The organism is Embleya sp. NPDC020886 (genome assembly GCF_044333915.1).
GTDB lineage: Bacteria > Actinomycetota > Actinomycetes > Streptomycetales > Streptomycetaceae > Embleya.
Map to the genome: position 1 here is coordinate 1 of NZ_JBIRRX010000034.1, position 23,660 is coordinate 23,660.

The window sequence follows — 23,660 nt, forward strand, 5'->3', positions numbered from 1 at the left end:
CCGCACCCTCGCCACCCATCGACGCGGCACCCGGATACATCCCCAGCGCGATCAACACATCCCGGAAATTGAGCCCCGCCGCCCGCACCGCGATCGACACCCGACCCGTTTCGAGTCGGTCCTCCTCGACGTCCTGCGGTGCCGGCCCGAGGGCCAGGCCCTCCAGCGTCCCGGTGCCGGCGGTGTGCAACCGCCAGGCTCCGGCCGGCGGGACCAGTGCGTCGCCGGGGCCGCCGAGACGGGCCAACCTGGGCACGAGCAACTCGCCCTGGCGCAGCGCGAGTTGTGTCTCGCCGCTGCGCGTCGCGGCGTCCAGCAGGGCTGCGGAGGCCGGGCTGTCGTCCGTGTCCACCAGGACGAACCTGCCGGGATGCTCGCTCTGCGCCGACCGGATCAGGCCCCACACCGGCGCGTGTACGAGGTCCGCCACCACATCGCCCGGGCCGGCCGCCACCGCACCGTGCGTGACCAGGACCAGCCGCGACCGTGCCTGCCCCTCGGCCGCGAGCCACTCCCGGATCCGGCGCAGCACGTGCGCCGCCGCCTCCGACACGGCGTCCGCGAGCCCGGTGCCGACCGGGGTCGCAGAGGGGGCACAGTCGAACACCGTCACGTCGTCGGCGTCGGCACCCGTTTGTTCGATCGCGGCCACCGGGGCCGGGATCCAGTCCAGGCGCAGGAGGTTGTCGGCCGTATCGTCGGCGGCACGCACGAGCCGATCGGCGGCGATCGGCCGCAGGACGAGGCCACGCGCGGAGAACACCGGTCCGCCGGTGCCGTCCGTGGCCTCCACGGCCACCGAGTCCTCGTCGCGCACGGACAGGCGTACGCGCAGCGACGACGCCCCGGAGGCCCGCAGCCGTACCCCGCTCCAGACGAACGGCAGGCGGACCGCGGCACCGCCTTCGCCGATGGCGGTCAGCGCCGCCGCCTGCAACGCGGCATCGAGCAGCGCCGGGTGCAGCCCGAACCGGCCGGCGCTTTCCCGGTGCTCGACGGGGAGCGCCACTTCGGCGTACAGGTCGTCGGCGACCCGCCAGGCCGCGCGCAGGCCCTGGAAGGCGGGGCCGTAGGCGTAGCCGACCTCGGCCAGGTCCGAGTAGAAGTCGTCGAGTTCGATCGGCCGGGCGCCGGCGGGTGGCCACGCCGTCGTGCCGGGATCGGCGTCCTCGCCCGACCCGGCGGCGGTGACAACATCCGGCAGGAGCGCACCGCACGCGTTCCTGGTCCACTCCCGGTCCGGGTCGTCGTCGGCGCGGGAGAAGACGGAGACCGCCCGGCCGCCGTCGGCGTTCGGTGCCGTGACCACGACCTGGATCTGGATTCCGCCCTGTTCGGGCAACACCAGGGGTGCTTCCAGGGCCAGTTCGTCCAGGTGACCGCAACCCACGGAATCCCCGGCACGGATGGCCAGTTCGACGAAGGCGGTACCGGGCAGCAGCACGGTCCCGGCGACCGCGTGGTCCCTGAGCCAGCCGTGCGAGGACAACGACAGCCGCCCGGTGAGCAGGTATCCCTGCCCGTCGGCCAACGACACCGAGGCGCCCAACAGAGGATGGCCCTCACCGGTGAGTCCGAGCCCGGCCGCGTCGTCGGCACCGCCGAGCGACACGTCGCGCAGCCAGTAACGCCGGTGCTGGAAGGCGTACGTCGGCAGGTCGAGGTCCGTGCCGCGGCCGGGCCGGGCCGGGTCGCCGAGCAGCGGCGACCAGTCCACCGCGAGGCCGGCGGCGTACGCCCGGGCCAAGGCGGCGGTGAAGTGATCCGGCCCGCCCTCGCCCCGGCGCAACGAACCGAGCACCACCGCCCGGGCGTCGGCGGACTCGATGGTGCTCTCGATCGGGGTGGTGAGCACCGGGTGGGCGCTGGCCTCGACGAAGGTGTCGAAGCCCTGCGCGAGCAGCAGCCGCACCGTCTCCTCGAACCGCACGGTCTCGCGCAGGTTGCTGTACCAGTACTCCGCGTCCAGGGCGACGCCCTCCACCCGCTCCGCCGTCACCGCCGAGTAGAACGGGATCTCCGGCACCGCCGGTTCGATATCGGCCAGCTCGGTCAGGAGCCGCTCGCGGATGGACTCCACCTGCACCGAGTGCGACGCGTAGTCCACCGGGACCCGGCGCGCCCACACGTCCGACCGTCCGCATTCCGCGAGCAGTTCGTCCAGCGCGGCACCCTCGCCGGCCACGGTCACCGAGGACGGACCGTTCACCGCCGCGACCGAGATCCGGCCCGCGTACTCCCCGATCAATGCGGTGGCCCGCTCCACCGGGACACCGAGGGACACCATTCCGCCCGAGCCGGCCATCTCCAGAATCGCCCGGCTCCGCAACGCCACGACCTTCGCCGCGTCCTGCAACGACAACGCCCCGGCCACACAAGCGGCAGCGATCTCACCCTGCGAATGCCCCACCACCGCACCCGGCTCGACCCCGAACGACCGCCACAACTCGGCCAACGAGACCATCACCGCCCACAACACCGGCTGCACGACGTCGACCCGGTCCAGCCACTCCTGCGACTCGGACCGCAACACCGACACCAACGACCAGTCCACGAACGGCGCAAGAGCCGCCTCACACTCCGCAACCCGCCCCGCGAACACCGCCGACGAATCCACCAGTTCCGCAGCCATCCCCAACCACTGCGAACCCTGACCAGGAAAGACGAAGACCGTCCGACCGGAAGACCGCGCCACGCCCGAAACCACACCCGACCCGGACTCCCCGGCGGCCAACATCGCCAACCCGGACGACAACTCCGCACGACCCGAGGCCAGTACCACCCCCCGGTGATCCAACGCCGCACGTGACGCGACCAGCGCCGACGCCACGGCGGCCGGATCCGACTCCTCGTGTGCCGTGACGAATTCGGCCAGCCGAGCCGCCTGTGCCCGCAGCGCGTCCGCCGACTTGGCCGAGATCACGAACGGCAGCGCGACTCGCGGTGACGTCTCGGGTGTCCCCTCCCCCGCCGGGCCCGCCGGGGCCTCCGACACCGCCGCGTCCGGGGCCTGCTCGATGATCACGTGCGCGTTCGTACCGCTGATCCCGAACGAGGAGACCGCCGCCCGGCGCGGTCGGTCGACCACGGGCCACTCCCGCGCCCGGGTCAACAACTCCACCGCGCCCGCCGACCAGTCGATCCGGGTCGAGCGCTCTTCGGCGTGCAGGGTCTTCGGCAGGGTGCCGGCCCGGATGGCCAGGACGGTCTTGATCAGTCCCGCGACGCCGGCCGCCGCGCCGGTGTGCCCGATGTTCGACTTCACCGAGCCCAGCCACAGCGGGTGGTCGGCGGCGCGACCTCGGCCGTAGGTGGCGAGCAGCGCCTGCGCCTCGATCGGGTCGCCGAGCCGGGTCCCGGTCCCGTGCGCCTCGACCGCGTCGACATCGGCGGCCGACAGACCGGCGTTGGCCAACGCGAGCCGAATGACCCGCTGTTGCGAGGGGCCGTTGGGCGCGGTCAGGCCGTTGCTGGCGCCGTCCTGGTTGACCGCGCTGCCGCGGACCACCGCGAGCACCTTGTGGCCGGCCCGCCGGGCATCGGCCAGTCGCTCGACCACGAGCACGCCGACGCCGTCGGCGAGGCCCATGCCGTCGGCCGAGTCCGCGAACGCCTTGCAGCGGCCGTCCTCGGCCAATCCGTGCTGGGCGCTGAAGCCGAGGAACTGGCCGGGGGACGACAACACCGTGACGCCGCCGACCAGGGCCAGCGAGCACTCGTCGGTGCGCAGCGCCTGTACGGCCAGGTGCAGCGCCACCAGCGAGGACGAGCAGGCGGTGTCCACGGTCACCGCGGGGCCTTCGAGCCCGTACAGGTAGGACAGGCGGCCGGAGATCACGGCCGCGGCGGTGCCGGTGGTCAGGTGTCCCGCGTACTCGTCGGGCACCCGACCGGCCGTCCAGCCGTAGTCCAGGTTGTTGGTGCCGATGAATACGCCGGCCCGGCTGCCGCGCAGCGCGGCCGGCACCATCCCGGCGTGCTCGAACGCCTCCCACGAGGTCTCCAGCAACAGTCGTTGCTGCGGGTCCATCGCGACGGCCTCGCGCGGGGAGATGCCGAAGAAGTCGGCGTCGAAACCCGCCACGTCCCGGATGAAGCCACCGGAGGCGGCATACGTGGTCCCGGGGTGGTCCGGGTCGGGGTGGTAGAGCCGGTCCAGGTCCCAGCCGCGGTCCCGGGGCAGCGGGCCGATCGCGTCCTCGCCGCGGTCGACCAGATTCCACAGATCCTGCGGGGAGGCGACACCGCCGGGAAAACGGCAGGCCATGCCGACGATCGCCACCGGTTCGGTGGACACCGCCGCCGCCTCGAACGCCTCGATCCGCTGCTGGGCGTCGTGCAGTTCGGCCGTGGCCCACTTCAGATACTCGCGAAGGGTCTCTTCATTGGCCACGGCAGTCCTCCGGTGCTGGGGTCGCGGTGTTCGTGGGGCCGAATCGGGTCATGGCGTGCGTCCGGCCTGGGGTCGTGGCGTTCATCCGGTCGGGGTGCCGCGTCGGAGCCGGGTGTTGATGAAGGCCAACATCTCGTCGTCCGAGGCCGCTTCGAGTTCCTCGGCGACGCTGCGCGCGGCGGACGCCTCGGTCCCGTTGTTCGAACCGGGCGCGTCGGTCGAGCCGTTCGTCCCGGTCCAGCCGGCGAGCAGGGTGCGAAGGCGTTTGGCGATGCCGGCACGGTCGGTGTCGCCGACCGTGGCCGCGGCCAGTCCGGAGGCCAGCCGGTCGAGTTCGGCGTGTACGAAGGCGGCGCCGACCAGCCCGTCCTCCAGGAGTTCGCCGATCAGTACGTCCACCAGGGCGAGCGGGGTCGGGTGGTCGAACAGCAGCGTGGCCGGCAGGTCGAGGCCGGTGAGGCGGTTCAGTCGGTTGCGCAGGTCGACGGCGGTGATGGACTCGAAGCCGAGTTCGCTGAAGGCCCGTTCGGGCCGGATCTCCTCGACGCCGTCGTGGCCCAGGGCCGCGGCCGTGTGGGCGCGGACCAGGTCCAGGAGCCGACGCTCGCGTTCGGGGGCGGACGACTCGGCCAGTTCGCGGCGCAGCTCGTCGGCCGTGTCGGCGGCGGCACGCGCTTCCTCGTGGAGCGTGGCGAGCGCGGCGCGGGCCTCGGGGAGGGTGTCGAGCAGCGGACCGGGTCGCCGGGCGGTGAAGGCACCGGTGAAAACCGGCCAGTCGACGTCGGCGACGGTCACGCAGGTGTCGTCGTGGTCGAGTGCCCGAAGCAGTGCCGCCCACGCGAGGTCGGGGTCGAGCAGGCGCAGGCCGCCCAGACCGATCCGGCGGATGGCGCGGGCCGCTTCGGGGGCGTCGGCCAAGTCCGCGTCGGCCGTCGGGTCCCAGACCGACCAGGACACGGACAGGGCGTGTCGGCCGTCGGCGCGGTGCCGGCGGGCGAGGGCGTCGAGGTGGGCGTCGGCCGCCGCGTAGGCGCCGTGCTCGCCGCTGCCCCAGAAGCCGGCGACGGACGAGAAGTACACGACGGTCCGCAACTCGTCCGTGTCCGACAACTCGTCCAGGAGGCGAGCGCTGTCGACTTTGCCGGCCAGGACCTCGGCCACGGCATCGGCATCGGTGTCGAGCAGCGGGGCCAGGCCCGGGTCGCCGGCCGTGTGGATCAGGTCGGTGATCCGCAGCCCGGCGGCGGCGAGTCGGGCCGGCAGGGCGGCTGCCTCCTGCCGGTCGGCCAGGTCGCAGTCGACGAAGGTGAACCGGGTGCCCGCGAGGTCGGCTTCGAGGCGGGCGGCGGCGGCGGGCGCGATCCGGCCGGCCAGGACCAGGTGTTCGGCTCCGCGTTCGACCAGCCCTCGGGCGATCCGGATCTGCATCGGGCCGGTGCCGCCGGTGATCAGCACGGTGCCGGACGGCCGCCAGTCCCGGACGGGTTCGGCCGTACGCAGCGGTGCCCGCACCATCCGACGCACCCGGATCCCGTCCGGCCGGATGGCGAGTTGGTCCTCGTGCGCCGCGTTGCCGAGGGCCCGACGCAGCCGGTCCGCTTCGGGGCCGGCGAGCCGGTCCGGCAGATCGATCAAACCGCCCCAGCGGTCCGGCAGTTCCAGTGCCGCGACCCGGCCCAGGCCCCAGATCCGGGCCTGGTCCGGGTCCGGGGGCGCGGCGTCGCCGTCGACGGCGACCGCACCGCGGGTGAGGCACCACAGCCGGGTGTCGGCGGCGAGGTCGGCGGCGGCCTGGACCAGGAGCAGCGTGCCGGTGAGGCCGTCCGGGTTCGCGGTGGCCGGCGGGTGGGCGCCGAGGCCGAGGAACGACAGAATCCCGATCGGCCCGGCGCCCTCGGGCAGCGCCTCTTCGAGGTTGCGGGCCAGTTCGGCCCGGGTCGTGTGGGCGGGGTCGACGGTGAGGGTGGTGATGCTCAGGCCGCGTTCGGCCAACGCCGCGATCAGTGCGTCGTGTTGCCCGTTCGGTGCCTGGTCCGCCGGTACGACGGCCAGCCACACGTTGGGGGCGGCCGGATCGGCGGGCAGGTCGGGGGCGGGTTGCCAGGTGTCGCGGTAGCGCCAACCGTCCGCCGTGCGCTGCTCGCGGGCGCGTCGCCGCCACGCGCGCAGGGCGGGCAGTACCGCGGGCCACGGCTGCCCGGCGGGTGCGTCGAGCAGGTCGGCCAGGGCCTGCGGGTCCTGGGTCTCGACCAGTTCCCAGAACCGGGACTCGGTCGGGTCGGCGGCCGGCGCGCCGGACACCCCGGCCGGATCGCCGGCCGCGTCGAGCCAGTAGCGCCGCCGGTGGAACGGGTAGGTCGGCAGGTCGACCACGCCGGGGCGGCCCGCGAAGAAGGTGGGCCAGTCGGGTACCACGCCCAGGACGGCGGCCTCGCCGACCGAGAGCAGGAATCGGGCGAGATCGCCCCGGTCGCGGCGCAGACTGCCGATCACCGCGGGGGCGAGCCCCAGGGCCGCCGCCGTCTCCTCGATCGGGGTGACCAGGGTGGGATGCGGGCCCACCTCGACGAACGCGTCGTAGCCCTGCTCCAGCAGGCCGCGCACGGTCTGCTCGAAGCGCACGGTGTGCCGCAGGTTGCCGTACCAGTACTCGGCGTTCAACTCGGCGGTGTCCACCGGGGCGCCGGTCACCGTGGAGTGGAACGGCACTCGGCCGGTGACCGGCGCGATGTCGGCCAGGTCGGTGCGGAGCCGATCGTGGATCTCCTCGACGTGGGCCGAGTGGGAGGCGTAGCTCACCGGGAGGACGCGCCCGCGTTCGGCCGCCGCGGCCAGGGCCCGTACCGCGTCGGGTTCGCCGGAGACGACGACCTGGCCGGGGCCGTTGACCGCCGCGAGGGACAACCGGCCGTCGAGCGCGCTGATCCGCTCGGTCGCCTCGGCCTCCGACATGGCGACGGACGCCATCAGACCGCGGTCGGACAGGGCGAGGAGCGCCTTGCTGCGCAGTGCGACGATCCTGGCGCCGTCGTCGAGGGTCAAGGCGCCGGCGACGCAGGCCGCCGCGATCTCGCCCTGCGAGTGGCCGACCACGGCCGCGGGCCGCACGCCGTGGGCACGCCAGAGTTCGGCGAGCGAGACCATCACGGCCCACAGCGCGGGCTGCACCACGTCCACTCGTTCCAGCGCGGTGCCTGCGGGGTCGCGCAGTACCTCGGCCAGCGACCAGTCGACCCAGCGCTCCAGCGCCGCCTCGCACCGCTCGATGTGTTCGGCGAACAGGGGTGCCTGGTCCAGCAGTTCGGCGGCCATGCCGGCCCATTGCGAGCCCTGGCCGGGGAAGACGAAGACGATGCGGTCGCGGGTGGGGCCGCTGCCCTCGGCGACACCCGGGCGGGCCTCGCCACCGGCGAGCCCGTCCAGCGCGTGCCGCAGGCCGTCGCGGTCCCGAGCCACGGCGACCGCGCGGTGTGCGAGCCGGGTCCGCGTCGTGGCCAGCGAGAAGGAGAGGTCGGCCGGGTCGAGTTCGGGGTGCCGCGCGAGGTGGGCGCGGAGCCGATCGGCGACGGTGCGCAGGTCGCGTTCGGTGCCGGCGGACAACAGGAACGGCAGCGGGGCGCCCGAGGGCTCGTCCGCGCCGGTGCCCGGGGGCACCCGCTCGGGGTGGGTCGACTCGGGGTGGACCTGCTCGGGCTGTGTCGGCTCGGCGTCCGTCGGCTCCGTGGGCGCCTGTTCCACGATCACGTGCGCGTTGGTGCCGCTGATCCCGAACGAGGAGACGCCGGCCCGGCGCGGTCGGCCGGTGTCCGGCCAGGGTGTCTGCTCCGTCAGCAGTTCGACCGCGCCGCCCGACCAGTCGATGTGCGGTGAGGGCGCGTCGACGTGCAGCGTCTTGGGCAGCACTCCGTGCCGCAGCGCCATGACCGTCTTCATCATGCCCGCCATGCCGGCCGCCGCCGCCGCGTGGCCGAGGTTGGACTTCACCGAACCGAGCCACAGCGGCCGACCCGCGGGCCGGTCGCGGCCGTAGGTGGCGATCAGTGCCTGGGCCTCGATCGGGTCGCCCAACGTGGTGCCGGTACCGTGCGCCTCCACCGCGTCCACCTGATCGGGCGTCAGACCGGCGTCGGCCAGGGCGAGTCGGATGACCCGCTGCTGCGAGGGGCCGTTCGGCGAGCTGAGCCCGTTACTGGCGCCGTCCTGGTTGATCGCGCTGCCGCGCACCAGCGCCCACACCCGGTGTCCGTTGCGCCGGGCGTCGGAGAGCCGTTCGAGCAGCAGTACGCCGGCGCCCTCGGACCAGCCGGTGCCGTCCGCCCCGGCGGCGAACGCCTTGCAGCGGCCGTCCCCGGCCAGTCCGCGCTGGCGGCTGAACTCGACGAAGCCCGCCGGGATCGCCATCACCGCGACGCCGCCGGCGAGCGCGGTCTCGCATTCGCCGCGCCGGAGCGCCTGAACCGCGAGGTGCAATGCCACCAGCGAGGACGAGCACGCGGTGTCCACGGTCACCGCCGGGCCCTCCAGCCCGAAGGTGTAGGCCGGCCGGCCGGACAGCACGCTGCCCGCGCTGCCGGTGAGCGCGTAGCCCTCCGCGCCGTCCGGGCCGCGCGCGCCGCTTCCGTAGCCCGAGGGCGAGCCGCCGACGAACACGCCGGTGGGGCTGCCCCGGAACGCGGCCGGGTCCAGACCGGCCCGTTCGAACGCCTCCCAGACGGTCTCCAGCAACAGTCGCTGCTGCGGGTCCATCGCCAGCGCCTCGCGCGGGGAGATCCCGAAGAAGCCGGGGTCGAACTCGGCCGCGCCGGGCAGAAAGCCGCCGTGCCGGGTGTACGAGGTACCGGGATGGTCGGGGTCCGGGTGGTAGAGGCGGTCGAGGTCCCAGCCCCGGTCGTCCGGGAAGGGCCCGATCGCGTCGCCGCCGTCGGCCAGCAGCCGCCACAGGTCCTCGGGCGAGTCGATGCCGCCGGGGAAGCGGCAGGCCATGCCCACGATCGCGATCGGCTCGTCCGACGCGGCCCGGCCGGCGGTCGGCGCCATCTCGACGGGCCGGTCCTCCCCCGCCAGTTCGTCGCACAGGTGCGCGGCCAGCGCCGCCGATGTCGGGTGGTCGAAGACGGCGGTGACGGCCAGCGGGAAGCCGATCAACGCGCCGAGTCGGTCGCGCAGTTCGACCGCGGTGAGCGAGTCGAAGCCCAGGTCGCGGAAGGCGCGGTCGCTGTCGACGGCCTGCGCGGAGGCATGCCCGAGCACCTGCGCGACCTGGGTGCGCACCGCGTCGAGCGCGAGCGCGGGCCGGTCGGCGGGCAGGGCCGCGGCGAGCCGGCGGCCGAGTTCGGAGTCCGCCGCGCTCCCGGGCCCGCCGTCCCGCGCCGACTGCTCGACGCCGGCGCCGAGTTCGCTCAGGAGCGGGCTGGGTCGCATCGCGGTGAAGGCGGCCGTGAACCGCTGCCAGTCCACGTCCGCGACCGTCACCGTCGCCGCGCGGCTCCCGGCGGCGCGGGCGAGCGCGGCCAGGCCGGCGTCCGGGTCGAGCACGTGCAGGCCGCGTCGGGCCAGCCGTTCCGCGTCGTGCTCCGCGCCGACCATGCCGTGTCCGGCCCAGGGCCCCCAGGCGATCGAGGTCGCGGCCAGTCCCCGGCTGCGGCGCTGCTCGGCCAGCGCGTCCAGGGTCGCGTTCGCCGCGGCGTACACGCCCTGCACGCCGCCGCCCCAGGTGCCGGCGACGGAGGAGAACAGCACGAACGCGTCCAACTCCCGTGCACCCAGCACCGCATCGAGGTTGGCGGCGCCGACTGCCTTGCCCGCGAGGATGTCCGCACAGGTGCCCGGGTCGGTGTCCAGGACGGCACGGTCCTGGGCGAGCCCCGCGGTGTGCACGACGGCCCGGATCGGCTCGCCGTCGGCGTCCAGATCGGCGACGAGCCGGGCCACGGCGGCCCGGTCGGCGAGGTCGCAGGACACCACGGTCGTCCGCGCGCCCAGCGTGGCGAGTTCGGCGGTGAGGTCGGACACACCGGGGGTGTCCGGGCCTCGCCGGCCGACCAACACCAGCTCGTCCGCGCCGCGTTCGGCGGCCCACCGGGCCACCAGGGCGCCGAGCCCGCCGGTGCCGCCGGTGATCAGGATCCGACCGGCGGGTCGCCACTCGGCGTGGTCGCCGACCGCCCGCGCCGCGGCCAACCGCCGTACCCGCACCCCGGCGGCGCGCACCGCGACCTGGTCCTCGCTGCCGTCGGCGATCATCGCCGCGGTCCGGGCCCAGGCCGGCTCGTCGAGAGTGTCCGGCAGGTCGAGCAGGCCGCCCCACAGCGTGGGATGCTCCAAGGCGACGGTGCGGCCCAGGCCCCAGATCCCGGCCTGGTCGACGTGCCGCGGCGGATCCGACGGGCCGGTGCTTACCGCGCCCCGGGTGAGGCACCACATCCGCACCCGACCGTCCAGGCCGAGGTCGCACAGCGCCTGAACGAGGGCGAGGGTGCCGGACACGCCGAAGCCCGGCTCGGAAGTACCGGCATCGTCCGCCGATTCCCGGCTCGGGAGCGCGACGACACCGGTGAGATCGGCGTACTCGCCCAGCCTCGCCGCCAGCGCCGCCCGATTCCACCCGTCGGCCTCGACGATCAGGTGTTCGACGTGCGCGCCCCGGTCGGCCAACGCCTGCCCACCGGCCACGGCCGGCGCCGGGTCGTCCGCGCGGGACGAGATCAGCAGCCAGGTGCCGATCGCTCGGGCACCGGGCGGTTCGGCGAGCGGTTGCCAACGCACCGTGTACCGCAGGTGCGCCCCGGCGTCGACGTCGGCGGCGGCCGGGCGGGCGCCCCCGGTGCGCACGGGCGGATGTTCGGTCGCCAGCCAGTAGTGCCGCCGCTGGAAGGCGAAGGTCGGCAGTTCCACCCGCCGGCCGCCGTGCGCGGCGAGCATGCCGGACCAGTCGACGGGGATGCCGGCGGTGTGCAGCGTGGCCAGCGCACCGATCGTGGTCCGCGACTCGGGGCGGTCCCGGCGCAGGAACGGCACGACGGTGGCCTCCGCCTGCGGGTCGGTGTTCTCCCGCGCCATCGCGCCGGCCACCGCGTCCGGGCCGATCTCCGCGAACGCCGTGACCCCCTCGGCGATCAGCGAGGTGATCCCGTCGGCGAAGCGGACCGGCTCGCGCACCTGGCGCACCCAGTACTCGGGGTCGGTCAACTCGGCGGCATCGGCGATCCTGCCGGTGAGGTCGCAGACCAGCGGAATCCGCGGTGCCGCGTACGAGACGCCCTGAAGTACCGTCCGGAACTCGGCCGCCATCGGCTCCATCCGGGCCGAGTGGAAGGCATGGCTGACGGTCAGCCGCTTGGTCCGGCGACCCTGCTCGGCGAAGTGCGCGGCGACCGCCGCCACCGCGTCCTCGTCACCCGAGACCACCACCGACGTGGGCCCGTTGATCGCCGCGATGTCGGCGCGGTCGTGGTTCTTGAGCGCGATCCGGACCTCGGCCTCGGCGGCCTGGACCGCGACCATCGCCCCGCCCTTCGGGAGCGCCTGCATCAACCGGCCCCGGGCGGCCACCACCACGGCCGCGTCCTCCGCCGACCACACCCCCGCGACATGCGCGGCGGCCAGTTCACCGATCGAATGCCCGAGCAGGAACCCCGGCCGCACACCGAACGATTCGACCAACCGGAACAGCGCCACCTCCACCGCGAACAAACCCGCCTGGGTGAACACCGTCTCGTCCAACAAACCCTCGGTACCCGCCACCCCGAACACCACATCCCGCACCGAATGCGCGACATGACCGCTCAGTTCCCGATCCAGCGCGGCCACGGCGGCGTCGAACGCTTCGGCGAAGACCGGGTACTCCGCGTGGAGTTCCGCCCCCATCCCGACCCGCTGACTGCCCTGCCCGCCGAACAACAACGCCAGGCGGCCGTCGGGACGCACACTGCCCCGCCGGACACCGGGATCGCCGGCGCCCTCGGCCAAGGCGCCCAGTCCGGCCAGGAGTTCCGCCCGGTCGCCGCCCAGGACGGCGCCGCGGACGTCCAGCGCCGAGCGGGTCGCGGCGAGCGAGTAGGCCAGATCGAGCGGGGTGAGATCGGGGTGCGCCGCGATGTGGTCCAGCAGCCGGCGGGCCTGGGCGCGCAGCCCGGGTTCGGAACGGGCGGAGACCAGCCAGGGGATGAGGCCGTGCCCCGGGGTGGCCTCGGATGTCGCCGCCGCGGCCTCGTTCGCGAACTCGCCGTCGCCCTCGCCTTCGCTACGGGGCTCCCCCGCGATCGTTGCGGGCTGCTCGATGACGACGTGTGCGTTCGTACCGCTGATACCGAAGGAGGACACCGCAGCGCGGCGCGGACGGCCGGTCTCCGGCCAGGGGCGTGCCTCGGTGAGCAGTTCCACCGCTCCGGCCGACCAGTCCACGTGCGGCGTCGGCGCGTCCACGTGCAGGGTCCTGGGCAGGATGCCGTGCCGCATCGCCATGACCATCTTGATCACCCCCGCCACCCCCGAAGCGGCGGCCGAGTGGCCCAGGTTGGACTTGAGCGCACCGAGCCACAGCGGCTGCTCCGGGTCGCGGTCCCGACCGTAGGTGGCCAGGAGCGCCTGCGCCTCGATCGGGTCGCCGAGCGAGGTACCGGTACCGTGCGCCTCGACCGCGTCGACCTGGTCCGCCGTCAGCCGGGCGTTCTCCAGCGCCTGCCGGATCACCCGCTGCTGCGACGGGCCGCTCGGGGCGGTCAGTCCGCTGCTGGTCCCGTCCTGGTTGACCGCGCTGCCGCGCAACACGGCGAGCACCTGGTGGCCGTTGCGTCGCGCGTCGGCCAACCGTTCGAGCAGGACGATGCCCACGCCCTCGGACCAGCCGGTGCCGTCGGCGGCGGCGGCGAACGCCTTGCAGCGGCCGTCGGGCGCCAGGCCGCGCTGGCGGCTGAACTCGACGAACAGCGCCGGGTCCGACATCACGGTGACCCCGCCGGCCAGCGCGAAGGAGCACTCGTCCTGCCGCAGGGCCTGTGCGGCCAGGTGCAGTGCGACGAGCGAGGACGAGCACGCGGTGTCCACGGTCACCGCCGGGCCCTCGAACCCGTAGGTGTAGGACAGCCGCCCGGACAACACACTGGCGACGTTCCCGGTCATCGAGTAGCCCTCGACGGCCTGCGGCAGATCGCTCAGATTCTCGATGTAGCGGGTCGCGCCGGCCCCGACGAAGACCCCGGTCCGGCTGCTCCGCAACGCGGCCGGGTCGATCCCGGCCCGCTCGAACGCCTCCCACGAGGTCTCCAACAGCAGCCGCTGCTGCGGATCCATCGCCAGTGCCTCGCGCGGCGAGATGCCGAAGAACTCGGCGTCGAAGTCGGCCGCGTCGTGCACGAAACCGGCCTGGCGCACATAGCTCCTGCCGGTCGCGTTCGGGTCCGGGTCGTAGAGCCCCTCGACGTCCCAGCCCCGATCGGTGGGAAAGTCCGAGATGACGTCGGCACCGGCCGCCACCAGCCGCCACAGGTCCTCGGGCGAGCGCACCCCACCGGGAAAGCGGCAGGACATGGCCACGATGGCGATCGGTTCCCGGCCGCGCGCCTCGACGGCGCTCAGGCGCCGCCGGGTCTGCTGGAGTTCCTCGGCCACGCGCTTGAGGTAGTCGCGGAGTTTCTGCTCGGTGTCGCTGGCGTTCATCGTCCACGCTTTCCAGAAGGCAGAGGGGTCCGGATCGGTCGCCGGCCGACGGGTGCGGCCGGCCATGGGGTCAGTCGAGCCCCAACTCCTTGTCGAGCAGGCTGAACATCTCGTCGTCGGTCACGGCGTCGAAGCCACCCGGCCGGTCGTCGCCGTCGGCACCGGCCGCCGCCTCGTCCGGGGTCTCCTCGAACCGCCACAGCAGCGCCTGCAGCCGGCGCAGGACGGCGGCCCGGTCGTCGCCCGCCGCGGGCAACGAGCCGGTGAGCGCCGCTTCGAGCCGGTCGATCTCGCCGAGCAGCGGTGCCGCGGCCGCCTCGCGCACCGGCTCCAGCCCCTCCAGCAGGTATCGGGCAAGTGCCAGCGGGGTCGGGCAGTCGAAGATCACCGTGGCGGGCAACCGCAGTCCGGTGTCGGCCCCGAGTCGATTGCGCAGCTCGACCGCGGTCAGGGAGTCGAAGCCGGACTCCATGAAGCCGCGTTCGGACGAGACCGCGTCCATCGAGGCGTGCCCGAGCACCGCGGCGCAGTGTCGGCGGACGAGGTCGACCAGGATGCGCTCCTGCTCCGTCTCGGACTGCCCCGCCAACTGCCGGGCGAGCGTGCCCTCCCCGGACGCGGCGGACGCGGCGGCCCGACGCAACGGCGCGCGTACCAGGCCGTGCAGGGGTGCGGGCAGGTCCCCCGACTCGGCCGCCCGGCGCAGTGCGCCGAGGTCGAAGCGCACTGCGGCGGGGTTCGCCTCGGCGAGGTTCAGCGCCGTGTCCAGCAGGGCGAGGCCCTGTTCGGCCGTCATCGCGGCGATGCCGGAGCGGCGCATCCGGGCCAGGTCCTGCCGACCGAGTTGCCCGGTCATGGCGCTGGTCTCGGCCCACAGTCCCCAGGCCACGGAGCTGCCGGGCAGACCCGCCGCCTGCCGGCGGGCGGCGAACGCGTCCAGGAAGGTGTTCGCAGCCGCGTAGTTGGCCTGCCCGGGACCGCCCAAGAGTCCGGCGATGGAGGAGAAGAGTACGAAGGCGGAGAGGTCGTGGCCGGCGGTCAGTTCGTGCAGGTTGATCGCACCGTCGACCTTGGACCGCAGCACCCGTTCCAGTTGCTCGGGGGTCATCGACTCGATCAGACCGTCGTCCAGGACCCCGGTCGCATGCACGACACCGGTCAGCGGCGCACCGGCGGGAATCCGCGCCAACACACCGGCCAGGGCCTGCCGATCCGCCGCGTCACACGCCTCGACCACCACCTCGGCACCCGACGACGTCAACTCCGCGACCAGCGCGCCCACCCCCGGGGCGTCCGAACCCCGACGACTGGCCAACACCAGACTCCGCACCCCGTGTTCGACCACCAGATGGCGAGCCACCAGACCACCCAACGTGCCCGTCCCACCGGTGATCAACACCGTGCCGAACGGGTCGAGCGGCACCGGCATCCGCAACACCAACTTGCCCGTGTGCCGCGCCTGCGACATGAACCGGAACGCCTCCGGCGCCCGCCGCACATCGAACGACCGCACCGGGACCGGCACCAACACACCCGACCCGAACAGCGGCATCAGCGCGTCGAAGAGCGCTCGAATGTGCTCCGGGGCAACCGTCATCAGGTCGTACGGGCGGTACCCGATGCCCGGGTGGTCGGTGCGCACCACATCGGGGTCGCGTAGATCGGTCTTGCCCATCTCCAACAACCGGCCGCCGTCGGCCAACAACCGCAACGACGCGTCCACGAACTCACCCGCAAGCGAGTTCAACACCACATCCACACCACGACCACCGGTCGCCGCACGGAACCGCTCCTCGAAGCCCAGAGTCCGCGACGAGGCGATGTGCGCATCGTCCAGGCCCAAGGCCCGCAACGCGTCCCACTTGCCCTCACTCGCCGTCGCGAACACCTCCGCACCCAGATGACGCGCGATCTGCACCGCCGCCATCCCCACACCACCCGCACCCGCATGCACCAACACCGACTCACCCGGCCGCAGACCACCCAACTCCGCCAGCCCGTAATACGCCGTCAGGAACACCACCGGCACCGACGCCGCCTGCTCGAACGACCACCCCGGCGGCAGCTTCGTCACCATCCGGTGGTCGGCCACGGCGTGTGGCCCGAACGCGTCCGGGAAGAGCCCGAACACATGGTCACCGACCGCGAGTTCGGCAACCGCCGCGCCCACTTCGGTGATCACCCCGGCGCCTTCGCCACCCATGGACGCGGCACCCGGGTACACGCCCAGGGCGATCAGCACGTCCCGGAAGTTCAGGCCCGCCGCCCGGATCGCGATCCGGATGTCGTGTTCGCCGAGCGGCCGTTGGGCCGTGTCGCCGTTCGCGAGGAGGGCCAGGCCCTCCAGGGTGCCCGTGCCCGTGCTCCCCAGGGCCCAGTCGCCGCCCGGCGGCACCAGGGCGGCGCCGTCGCGGCCGTCCGTACCGGTCCGGGCCAGTCGCGGCGCCAGCGCCTGTCCGGCGCGCAGTGCCAACTGCGGTTCGCCGCTGTGCAGGGCGGCCCGAAGCAGCAGCGTGGACTCGGGACTGTCGTCCGTGTCCACCAGTACCAACCTGCCGAAGTGCTCGCTCTGGGCCGAGCGGAGCAGGCCCCACACGGGAGCATGGGCGAGATCCGGGACCGCGTCGCCGGTCGTCGCGGCCACCGCGCCGTGGGTCAGCACGACCAGCGGCTCCGGAGCGTCCGTGTCCGCGAGGTACTCCTGAACTCGGGCCAGCACGGCGGCGGTCGTCGCCGACACCGTGTCCGCGAGCGCGTCGCCGCCCTCGATCGCGGCAGCCGTGCAGTCGAGCACGGTCGGCTCGCCCGCGTCCGGGGAACCGGCGGGCCCGCCGTTCACGTCGACCGGCATCCAGCCCATCCGGTACAGGGCGCCCGCCGTGTCGTCGCGCATCGCGTCGCCGAGTTGCTCCGGCAAGATACCGCGCAGCGCCAACTCCCCCACCACGAACACCGGTCGGCCCGTGCCGTCGGCGGCCCGGATCGCGAGGCGTTCGGGGCCGGTAACGGACAACCGCAGGCGCAGCGTCGAGGCACCGGCGGCCAGGAGCACCACGTCGTTCCAGGCGAACGGCAGCCGGACGAGCCCGTCCTCGACACCCGCTTCGGTGAGTTTCGCGGCGTGCAGGGCCGCATCGAGCAGTGCCGGGTGCAGCCCGAAACGACCTGCGGACTCGACGAGTTCGTCCGGGAGTGTCACCTCGGCGTACACCTCGTCACCGAGCCGCCAGGCGGCCCGCAGCCCGCGGAACGCGGGCCCGTAGCCGTATCCGCCCTCGGCCAGGTGCGGGTAGAACCCGTCCAGGTCCACGGGCCGGGCGCCGGCCGGCGGCCACGCGACCAGGTCGAAGTCGAGCGCGAGCGAGTCGCGGTCCGGGTCCGTCGCCGCGGCCAGCGTGCCGGTGGCGTGTCGGGTCCAGTCGGCCCCACTGTCGGGATCGGCGTCCGCGACGTCCTCCGGTCGGGAGTACAACTCGACGCTGCGCCGGCCGTCGCCCCGGTCGTCCCCGATCGCGACCTGGATCTGCACGCCCGCCCGTTCGGGCAACACCAGCGGCGCCTCCAGGGTCAGTTCGGCGACCCGGGAGCAGCCGACGAGGTCGGCGGCGTGCACGGCCAGTTCGGCGAGCGCCGAGCCGGGAAGTAGCACGGTGCCGGCGACCGCGTGATCGGCAAGCCAGGGGTGGGTGCGCAGCGACAACCGCCCGGTGAGCACGACGTGATCGGTTCCGGCGAGTCGGACCGCCGCCCCGACCAGCGGATGGCGGCCGGAGGCCAAGCCGAGATCCGCGGCGTCCGCGTTCGGGGCCGAGGCACTGTCGAGCCAGTAGCGCCGACGCTGGAAGGCGTACGTCGGCAGTTCCACCGTCGTGGTCGCGCCATCGGAGGCGGTCGCGGCGCCCGAGTCGATGCCCGTCGCCGTGAACAGGGACGACCAGCGCACCGGCACCCCCGCCACGTGCACCACGCCCAGCGCACCGATGGTGGTCTCCACCTCGGGCCGTTCACGGCGCAGGATCGGCACGGCGGTGAGGTCGGCGCCCGAGTCCAGGACGTCCCGCACCATCGCGGTCAACACGCCTTCCGGGCCGAGTTCGAGGAAGGCCGTGCTGCCCTCGGCGTCGAGCGTCGCCACCCCGTCGGCGAAGCGCACCGCCTCGCGTACCTGCCGCACCCAGTACTCGGGGGTGCGCAGCTCGTCGGGCCGGGCGATCGCACCGGACAGATTGGAGACCAGGGGGATGGCGATCTCTCCGTAGGAGACCGTCGCCAGCACCTTCCGGAACTCCGCCGCCATCGGCTCCATCCGGGCCGAGTGGAACGCGTGGCTCACCTGGAGCCGCCGGGTCTTGTGCCCGGCCTGCGCGAATCGGGCGGCGGCCCGCAACACCGGTCCCTCGTCGCCGGAGAGCACGACCGAGGTCGGGCCGTTGACCGCGGCCACCGTCACCGCGCCGCCCTCGCGGTCGTCGTCCCCGTCCGCGTCCGCGTCGGCCAGGCCGTCCAGCGCTTCCTGCTCGGAGACCGAGACGGCGACCATCGCGCCGCCCGGGGGCAGTTCGTGCATCAGTCGGCCACGCGCGGCGACCACGACGGCGGCGTCCGGCAACGACCACAGGCCCGCGACGTGGGCGGCGGCCAGTTCGCCGATCGAATGGCCCAGCAGGTAGTCGGGCCGCACCCCGAACGACTCGGCGAGCCGGTAGCCGGCCACCTCCAGGGCGAACAGGCCCGCCTGGGTGAAGACCGTCTCGTCCAGGAGGCCCTGCGTGCCGTCCGCGCCGAAGACCACATCGCGCACCGAGTGCGCCGTGTGCCCGGACAGTTGCCGGTCGAGTTCGAACACGACCGCGTCGAACGCCTCGGCGAAGACCGGGAAGGCGTCGTACAGTTCGCGACCCATGCCCACCCGCTGGCTGCCCTGGCCGGTGAACAGGAACGCGACCCGGCAGTCGGGGCGAGCCGAACCCACCACCAGGCCGGACGCGGGCCAGTCCTCGGCGAGCGCGTCGAGTCCGGCGAGCAGTTCGTCGCGATCCTGCCCGACCACGACGGCGCGCTCTTCGAACACCGCGCGGGAGGTCGCCAGGGCGTGACCGATCTCGGCCGTGCCGAGCGCGCCGTCGGCCCGGACCAGCGCGGCGAGTCGGCCCGCCTGACCGGCGAGGGCTTCCTTCGTACGGGCGGACAACAGCCAGGGCAACACCCCCTCGGGCGCGACCGGTTGCCCGAGATCGCTGTCCGCCCCGCCCTCGCTCGCCGGCACCGGTTCGGGTCCCTGCTCCAGTACGACGTGTGCGTTGGTGCCGCTGGCGCCGAAGGACGACACGCCGGCCCGGCGGGGACGGCCCGTCTCCGGCCACTCGCGGGCCTCGGTCAACAACTCGACCGCACCCGCCGCCCAATCCACGTGCGGCGACGGCTCGTCCACATGCAGCGTCCGCGGCAGTACACCCGCACGCATCGCCATGACCATCTTGATCACACCCGCGACACCCGCCGCGGCCTGCGCATGACCGATATTCGACTTCAACGACCCCAGATACAACGGCTGTTCGTCGAAGCGGTCCCGGCCGTACGTGGCGATGATCGCCTGCGCCTCGATCGGGTCGCCCAGGGTCGTACCGGTGCCGTGCGCCTCCACCGCGTCCACGTCCCGTCGATCGAGGCCCGCGGTGGCCAACGCCTGTTGGATGACCCGCTGTTGGGACGGGCCGTTGGGCGCGGTGAGGCCGTTGCTGGCACCGTCCTGGTTGACCGCGCTGCCGCGCACGACGGCCAGGATGCGGTGGCCGTTGCGGATGGCGTCCGAGCGGCGCTCCACCAGGAGCACGCCGACGCCCTCCGACCAGCCCGTGCCGTCCGCGGTCGCCGAGAACGCCTTGCACCGGCCGTCCGGGGCCATCCCGCGCTGCCGACTGAACTCGACGAACAGTCCCGGGTTGGTCATCACGGTGACGCCGCCGACCAGGGCCATCGAGCATTCGCCGCTGCGCAGCGCCTGGCCGGCCAGGTGCAGGGCCACCAGCGACGAGGAGCAGGCCGTGTCCACGGTCACCGCCGGGCCCTCGAACCCGAAGGTGTAGGAAACCCGACCGGACACCACACTCGCCGACGAACCGGTGCCGATGTAGCCCTCCACCTCCTCGGGTACCTCGGCGAGGCGGGCCGCGTAGTCGTGGTACATGACGCCGGCGAACACGCCGGTCCGGCTGCCGCGCAACGTGGCCGGATCGATGCCCGCGCGCTCGAACACCTCCCACGAGGTCTCCAGCAACAACCGCTGCTGCGGGTCCATCGCCAACGCCTCACGCGGCGAGATCCCGAAGAAGCCGGGGTCGAACTCGGCGGCGTCGTAGAGAAATCCGCCCTCGCATGCGTAGCTCTTCCCCGGGGCAGTGGGGTCCGGGTCGTACAGGTTCTCCAGGTCCCAGCCACGATCGTCCGGGAACCCGGCGATCGCGTCCCGGCCGGCCGCAACCAGGTCCCACAGGTCCTCCGGCGAGGCCACCCCGCCCGGATAGCGGCACGCCATCCCGACGATCACCACGGGATCCCCGTCGACCACCGCCCCCGCGACCGGCCCCGCGTCGACCGCGACGGCACCGACCAACTCGGCCCGCAGGTAACCCGCGATCGCCGCCGGAGTCGGATAGTCGAACACCAACGTGGCCGGCAACCGCAGACCCGTCGCCGCACCCAACCGGTTCCGCAGATCCACCGCCAACATCGAATCGAACCCGAGATCCTTGAACGCCCGCCCAGCGCCCACCACCTCACCCGACTCGTGACCCAACACGCCGGCGGCGACCCCGCGCACCAACTCGACCAGCTCGCGTTCCTGTTCGGCGGGCGGCAGCGCCGCGATGCGCCGAGCGAGGGCGCTGCTCTCCCGGTCGTCTCCCGCCGCAGGCAGGTCGATCCGGCGCTTGGCCGCCCGAACCAGGCCGCCGAGCATCGACGGCAACCGCCCGGCGGCGGCTCCGCTGCGCAGCGCCGCGGCGTCGAGACGGATCGGTACGGTCAGGGCCGGGGTGGTCGGAGCGAGGGCGGCGTCGAAGAGTGCGAGCCCCTGCTCCTCGGTGAGCGGCACGATTCCCGTCCGAGCCAGGCGGGCCGTGTCGCCGTCGTCCAGGTGCCCGGTCATCCCGCTGGCCGTCGCCCAGAAGCCCCAGGCCATCGAGGTGGCGGGGAGCCCGTCCGCCCGGCGGATGTGCGCGAGGGCGTCGAGATACGTGTTCGCCGCCGCGTAGTTCGCCTGCCCGGGACCGCCGAGGATGCCCGACGCCGAGGAGAAGAGCACAAAGGCGGAGAGGTCGAGATCGCGGGTCAACTCGTGCAGGTTGACCGCACCGTCCACCTTGGACCGCAACACGGTGTGCAACCGCTCGTCGGTCAACGCCTCCACCAGGCCGTCGTCCAACAACCCCGCCGCATGCACGACACCGGTCAACGGCCCCTGAACATCCCCCAGCACGCGGGCCAGCGCATCCCGGTCGGCCGCATCACACGCCCGCACCGACACCGACGCACCCAGCGCCGTCAGCTCCTGCCTCAACTCGGCGGCCCCCGGCGCCTGTTCACCCCGACGGCCGAGCAACACCAGACTGCGCACGCCGTGCCGCGCAACCAGATGGCGCGCCACCAAAGCGCCCAACGTGCCCGTACCGCCGGTGATCAGCACCGTGCCGACACCGAACGACGATTCCGCTACGCCCGCCTCGACCACCTGCCGAACCAGACGCGGCACCAACACGGTGCCCCCACGAACCGCGACCTCGCGCTCGCCGCACGCCAAGGCCCCGGACAATCCGGAAACCCAATCCCCGCCCGCCGCATCGCCATCGACGTCGACGAGCGCGAACCGGTCCGGATGCTCCGTCGCCGCCGACCGCACCAGACCCCACACCACCGACGACGCCACATCCGACACCACCGACCCCGACCCGGACCCCACCGCACCCCGAGTCACCACCACCAGACGCGACCCCACAAAACGCCCGTCACCCAACCACCCCCGCACCACCGACAACACCCCCACCGCAACCGCATGCGCAGCCTCGGCATCCGGGAAGGCCCCGGCCGGGTCGCCGACGCACGGGAGCAGGACGGTCGCGGGAACGGAGCTGCCCGCGTCGAGCGCGGCCGTCAGGGCGGCGAGGTCCGGGTAGCCGGTCGTCGTCGGGTTCGTGCCGGCCGATCCGAACGGATCGCGGCCGAGCACGACGACCTCCGCCGGCGCGTCGGTCGGCTCCGCGGGGGCCGCCGGTACCCACTCGACGGCGTACAGCGGCTCCTTGGCGCCGACCGCGTCGCGCAGTTGCTCCGCGTCGATCGGTCGCAGGGTCAACGCGGCGATCCGAGCGAAGGGGCGACCGTCGGTGTCCGCGAAGGCCAGCGCGACGGTGTCCGCGTCGTGCCGGGTGATCCGTACCCGCGCGGCGGACGCGCCGGTCGCGGACAGGGAGACCCCGCTCCACGAGAACGGCAACCGCAGCCGGCCGTCGTCCGCACCGGGGTGGCCCGCCGTCACGATGGCGTGCAACGCGGCATCCAGCAGCGCCGGATGCAGCCCGAAGCGCGCGGCCTCCTCCCGATGTTCGGCCGGCAGCGCCACCTCGGCGTAGACCTCGTCGCCGAGGTGCCAGACCGAGGTGAGCCCGCGGAACACCGGACCGTACTCGTAGCCACGCGCCGCCAGATCCGGGTAGAACCCGTCCAGGTCCATCGACCGAGCCCCGACCGGGGGCCAGACGCCATCGGCATCGGAGACCTCGACAACGGTGGACGACTCGTCCCGATCCACGAGCCGACCGATCGCGTGGCAGGTCCAGTCCGCCCCGAGGTCCTCATCGCCGGTCCGTGAGTGCACCGACACGGCCCGGCCGCCCGCCGCATCCGGCGCGGACACCACGACCTGGACCACCACGGCCCCCTGCTCGGGGACGGCCAGCGGTGCCTGCAGCGTCAGTTCGTCCACCCGGTCGCACCCGGCCGCCTCCCCGGCCCGTACGGCCAGTTCCACGAACGCCGCGCCCGGCAGCAGCACCGTCCCGGCGACCGTGTGATCGGTCAGCCACGGCTGCGCGGACAACGACAGCCGCCCGGTCAGCACCACGCCACCGTCCACGGTCGACACGCAGGCCCCCACCAAGGGGTGCTCGGTGTCCCGCAGCCCCACCGCTCCGAGGTCCCCGCGTACCCCGGGAGGGGCCTGCAACCAGTAACGGCGACGCTGGAAGGCGTAGGTCGGCAGCTCGCCGGCCACGGTGTCCCGAGCGCGGTCGCGGTCACCCTCGCCGTCTCCGTCGTGCAGCAGCGGGGCCCAGTCGACCGCGATGCCGTTCACGTGCGCTTCGGCCAGCGCGGCGGTGAAGCGGTCCGGACCGCCCTCGCCACGTCGTAGCGTGCCCAGGACGACCGCCTCGGCCTCGGCCGACTCGACCGTGCCCTCCACCGGCGTGGTAAGCACCGGGTGTGCGCTGGTCTCGATGAAGGCGTCGAAGCCTTGCGCGAGCAGCAGCCGCACCGTCTCCTCGAACCGCACGGTCTCGCGCAGATTCGTGTACCAGTACTCCGCGTCCAGAGCGGCGCTCTCCACCCGCTCCGC

The 23,660-nt window shown here is 73.6% G+C and carries 2 protein-coding genes and 1 pseudogene; all 3 read right to left on the bottom strand.

All coding sequences use genetic code 11. The annotated features are described in order from the left end of the window. Window positions 1-4,393: pseudogene (locus ACH4U8_RS45755) on the bottom strand (acyltransferase domain-containing protein); the annotation flags it as partial. 81 nt (window positions 4,394-4,474) lie between these two features. Continuing rightward, a complete protein-coding gene (locus tag ACH4U8_RS45760; protein WP_395784661.1) occupies window positions 4,475-14,050 on the bottom strand; it encodes a type I polyketide synthase in 9,576 nt (3,191 codons plus the stop codon). A gap of 70 nt (window positions 14,051-14,120) precedes the next feature. After that, the gene (locus ACH4U8_RS45765; protein WP_395784663.1) at window positions 14,121-23,651 is read right to left on the bottom strand and encodes an SDR family NAD(P)-dependent oxidoreductase; all 9,531 of its coding nucleotides are present in this window, start codon (window positions 23,649-23,651) and stop codon (window positions 14,121-14,123) included. Between the last annotated feature and the right edge of the window lie 9 nt (window positions 23,652-23,660).

Excerpts from the sequence above, each read along its gene's own strand:
- ACH4U8_RS45760 (WP_395784661.1), bottom strand. The coding sequence starts at position 14,050 with ATGAACGCCAGCGACACCGAGCAGAAACTCCGCGACTACCTCAAGCGC.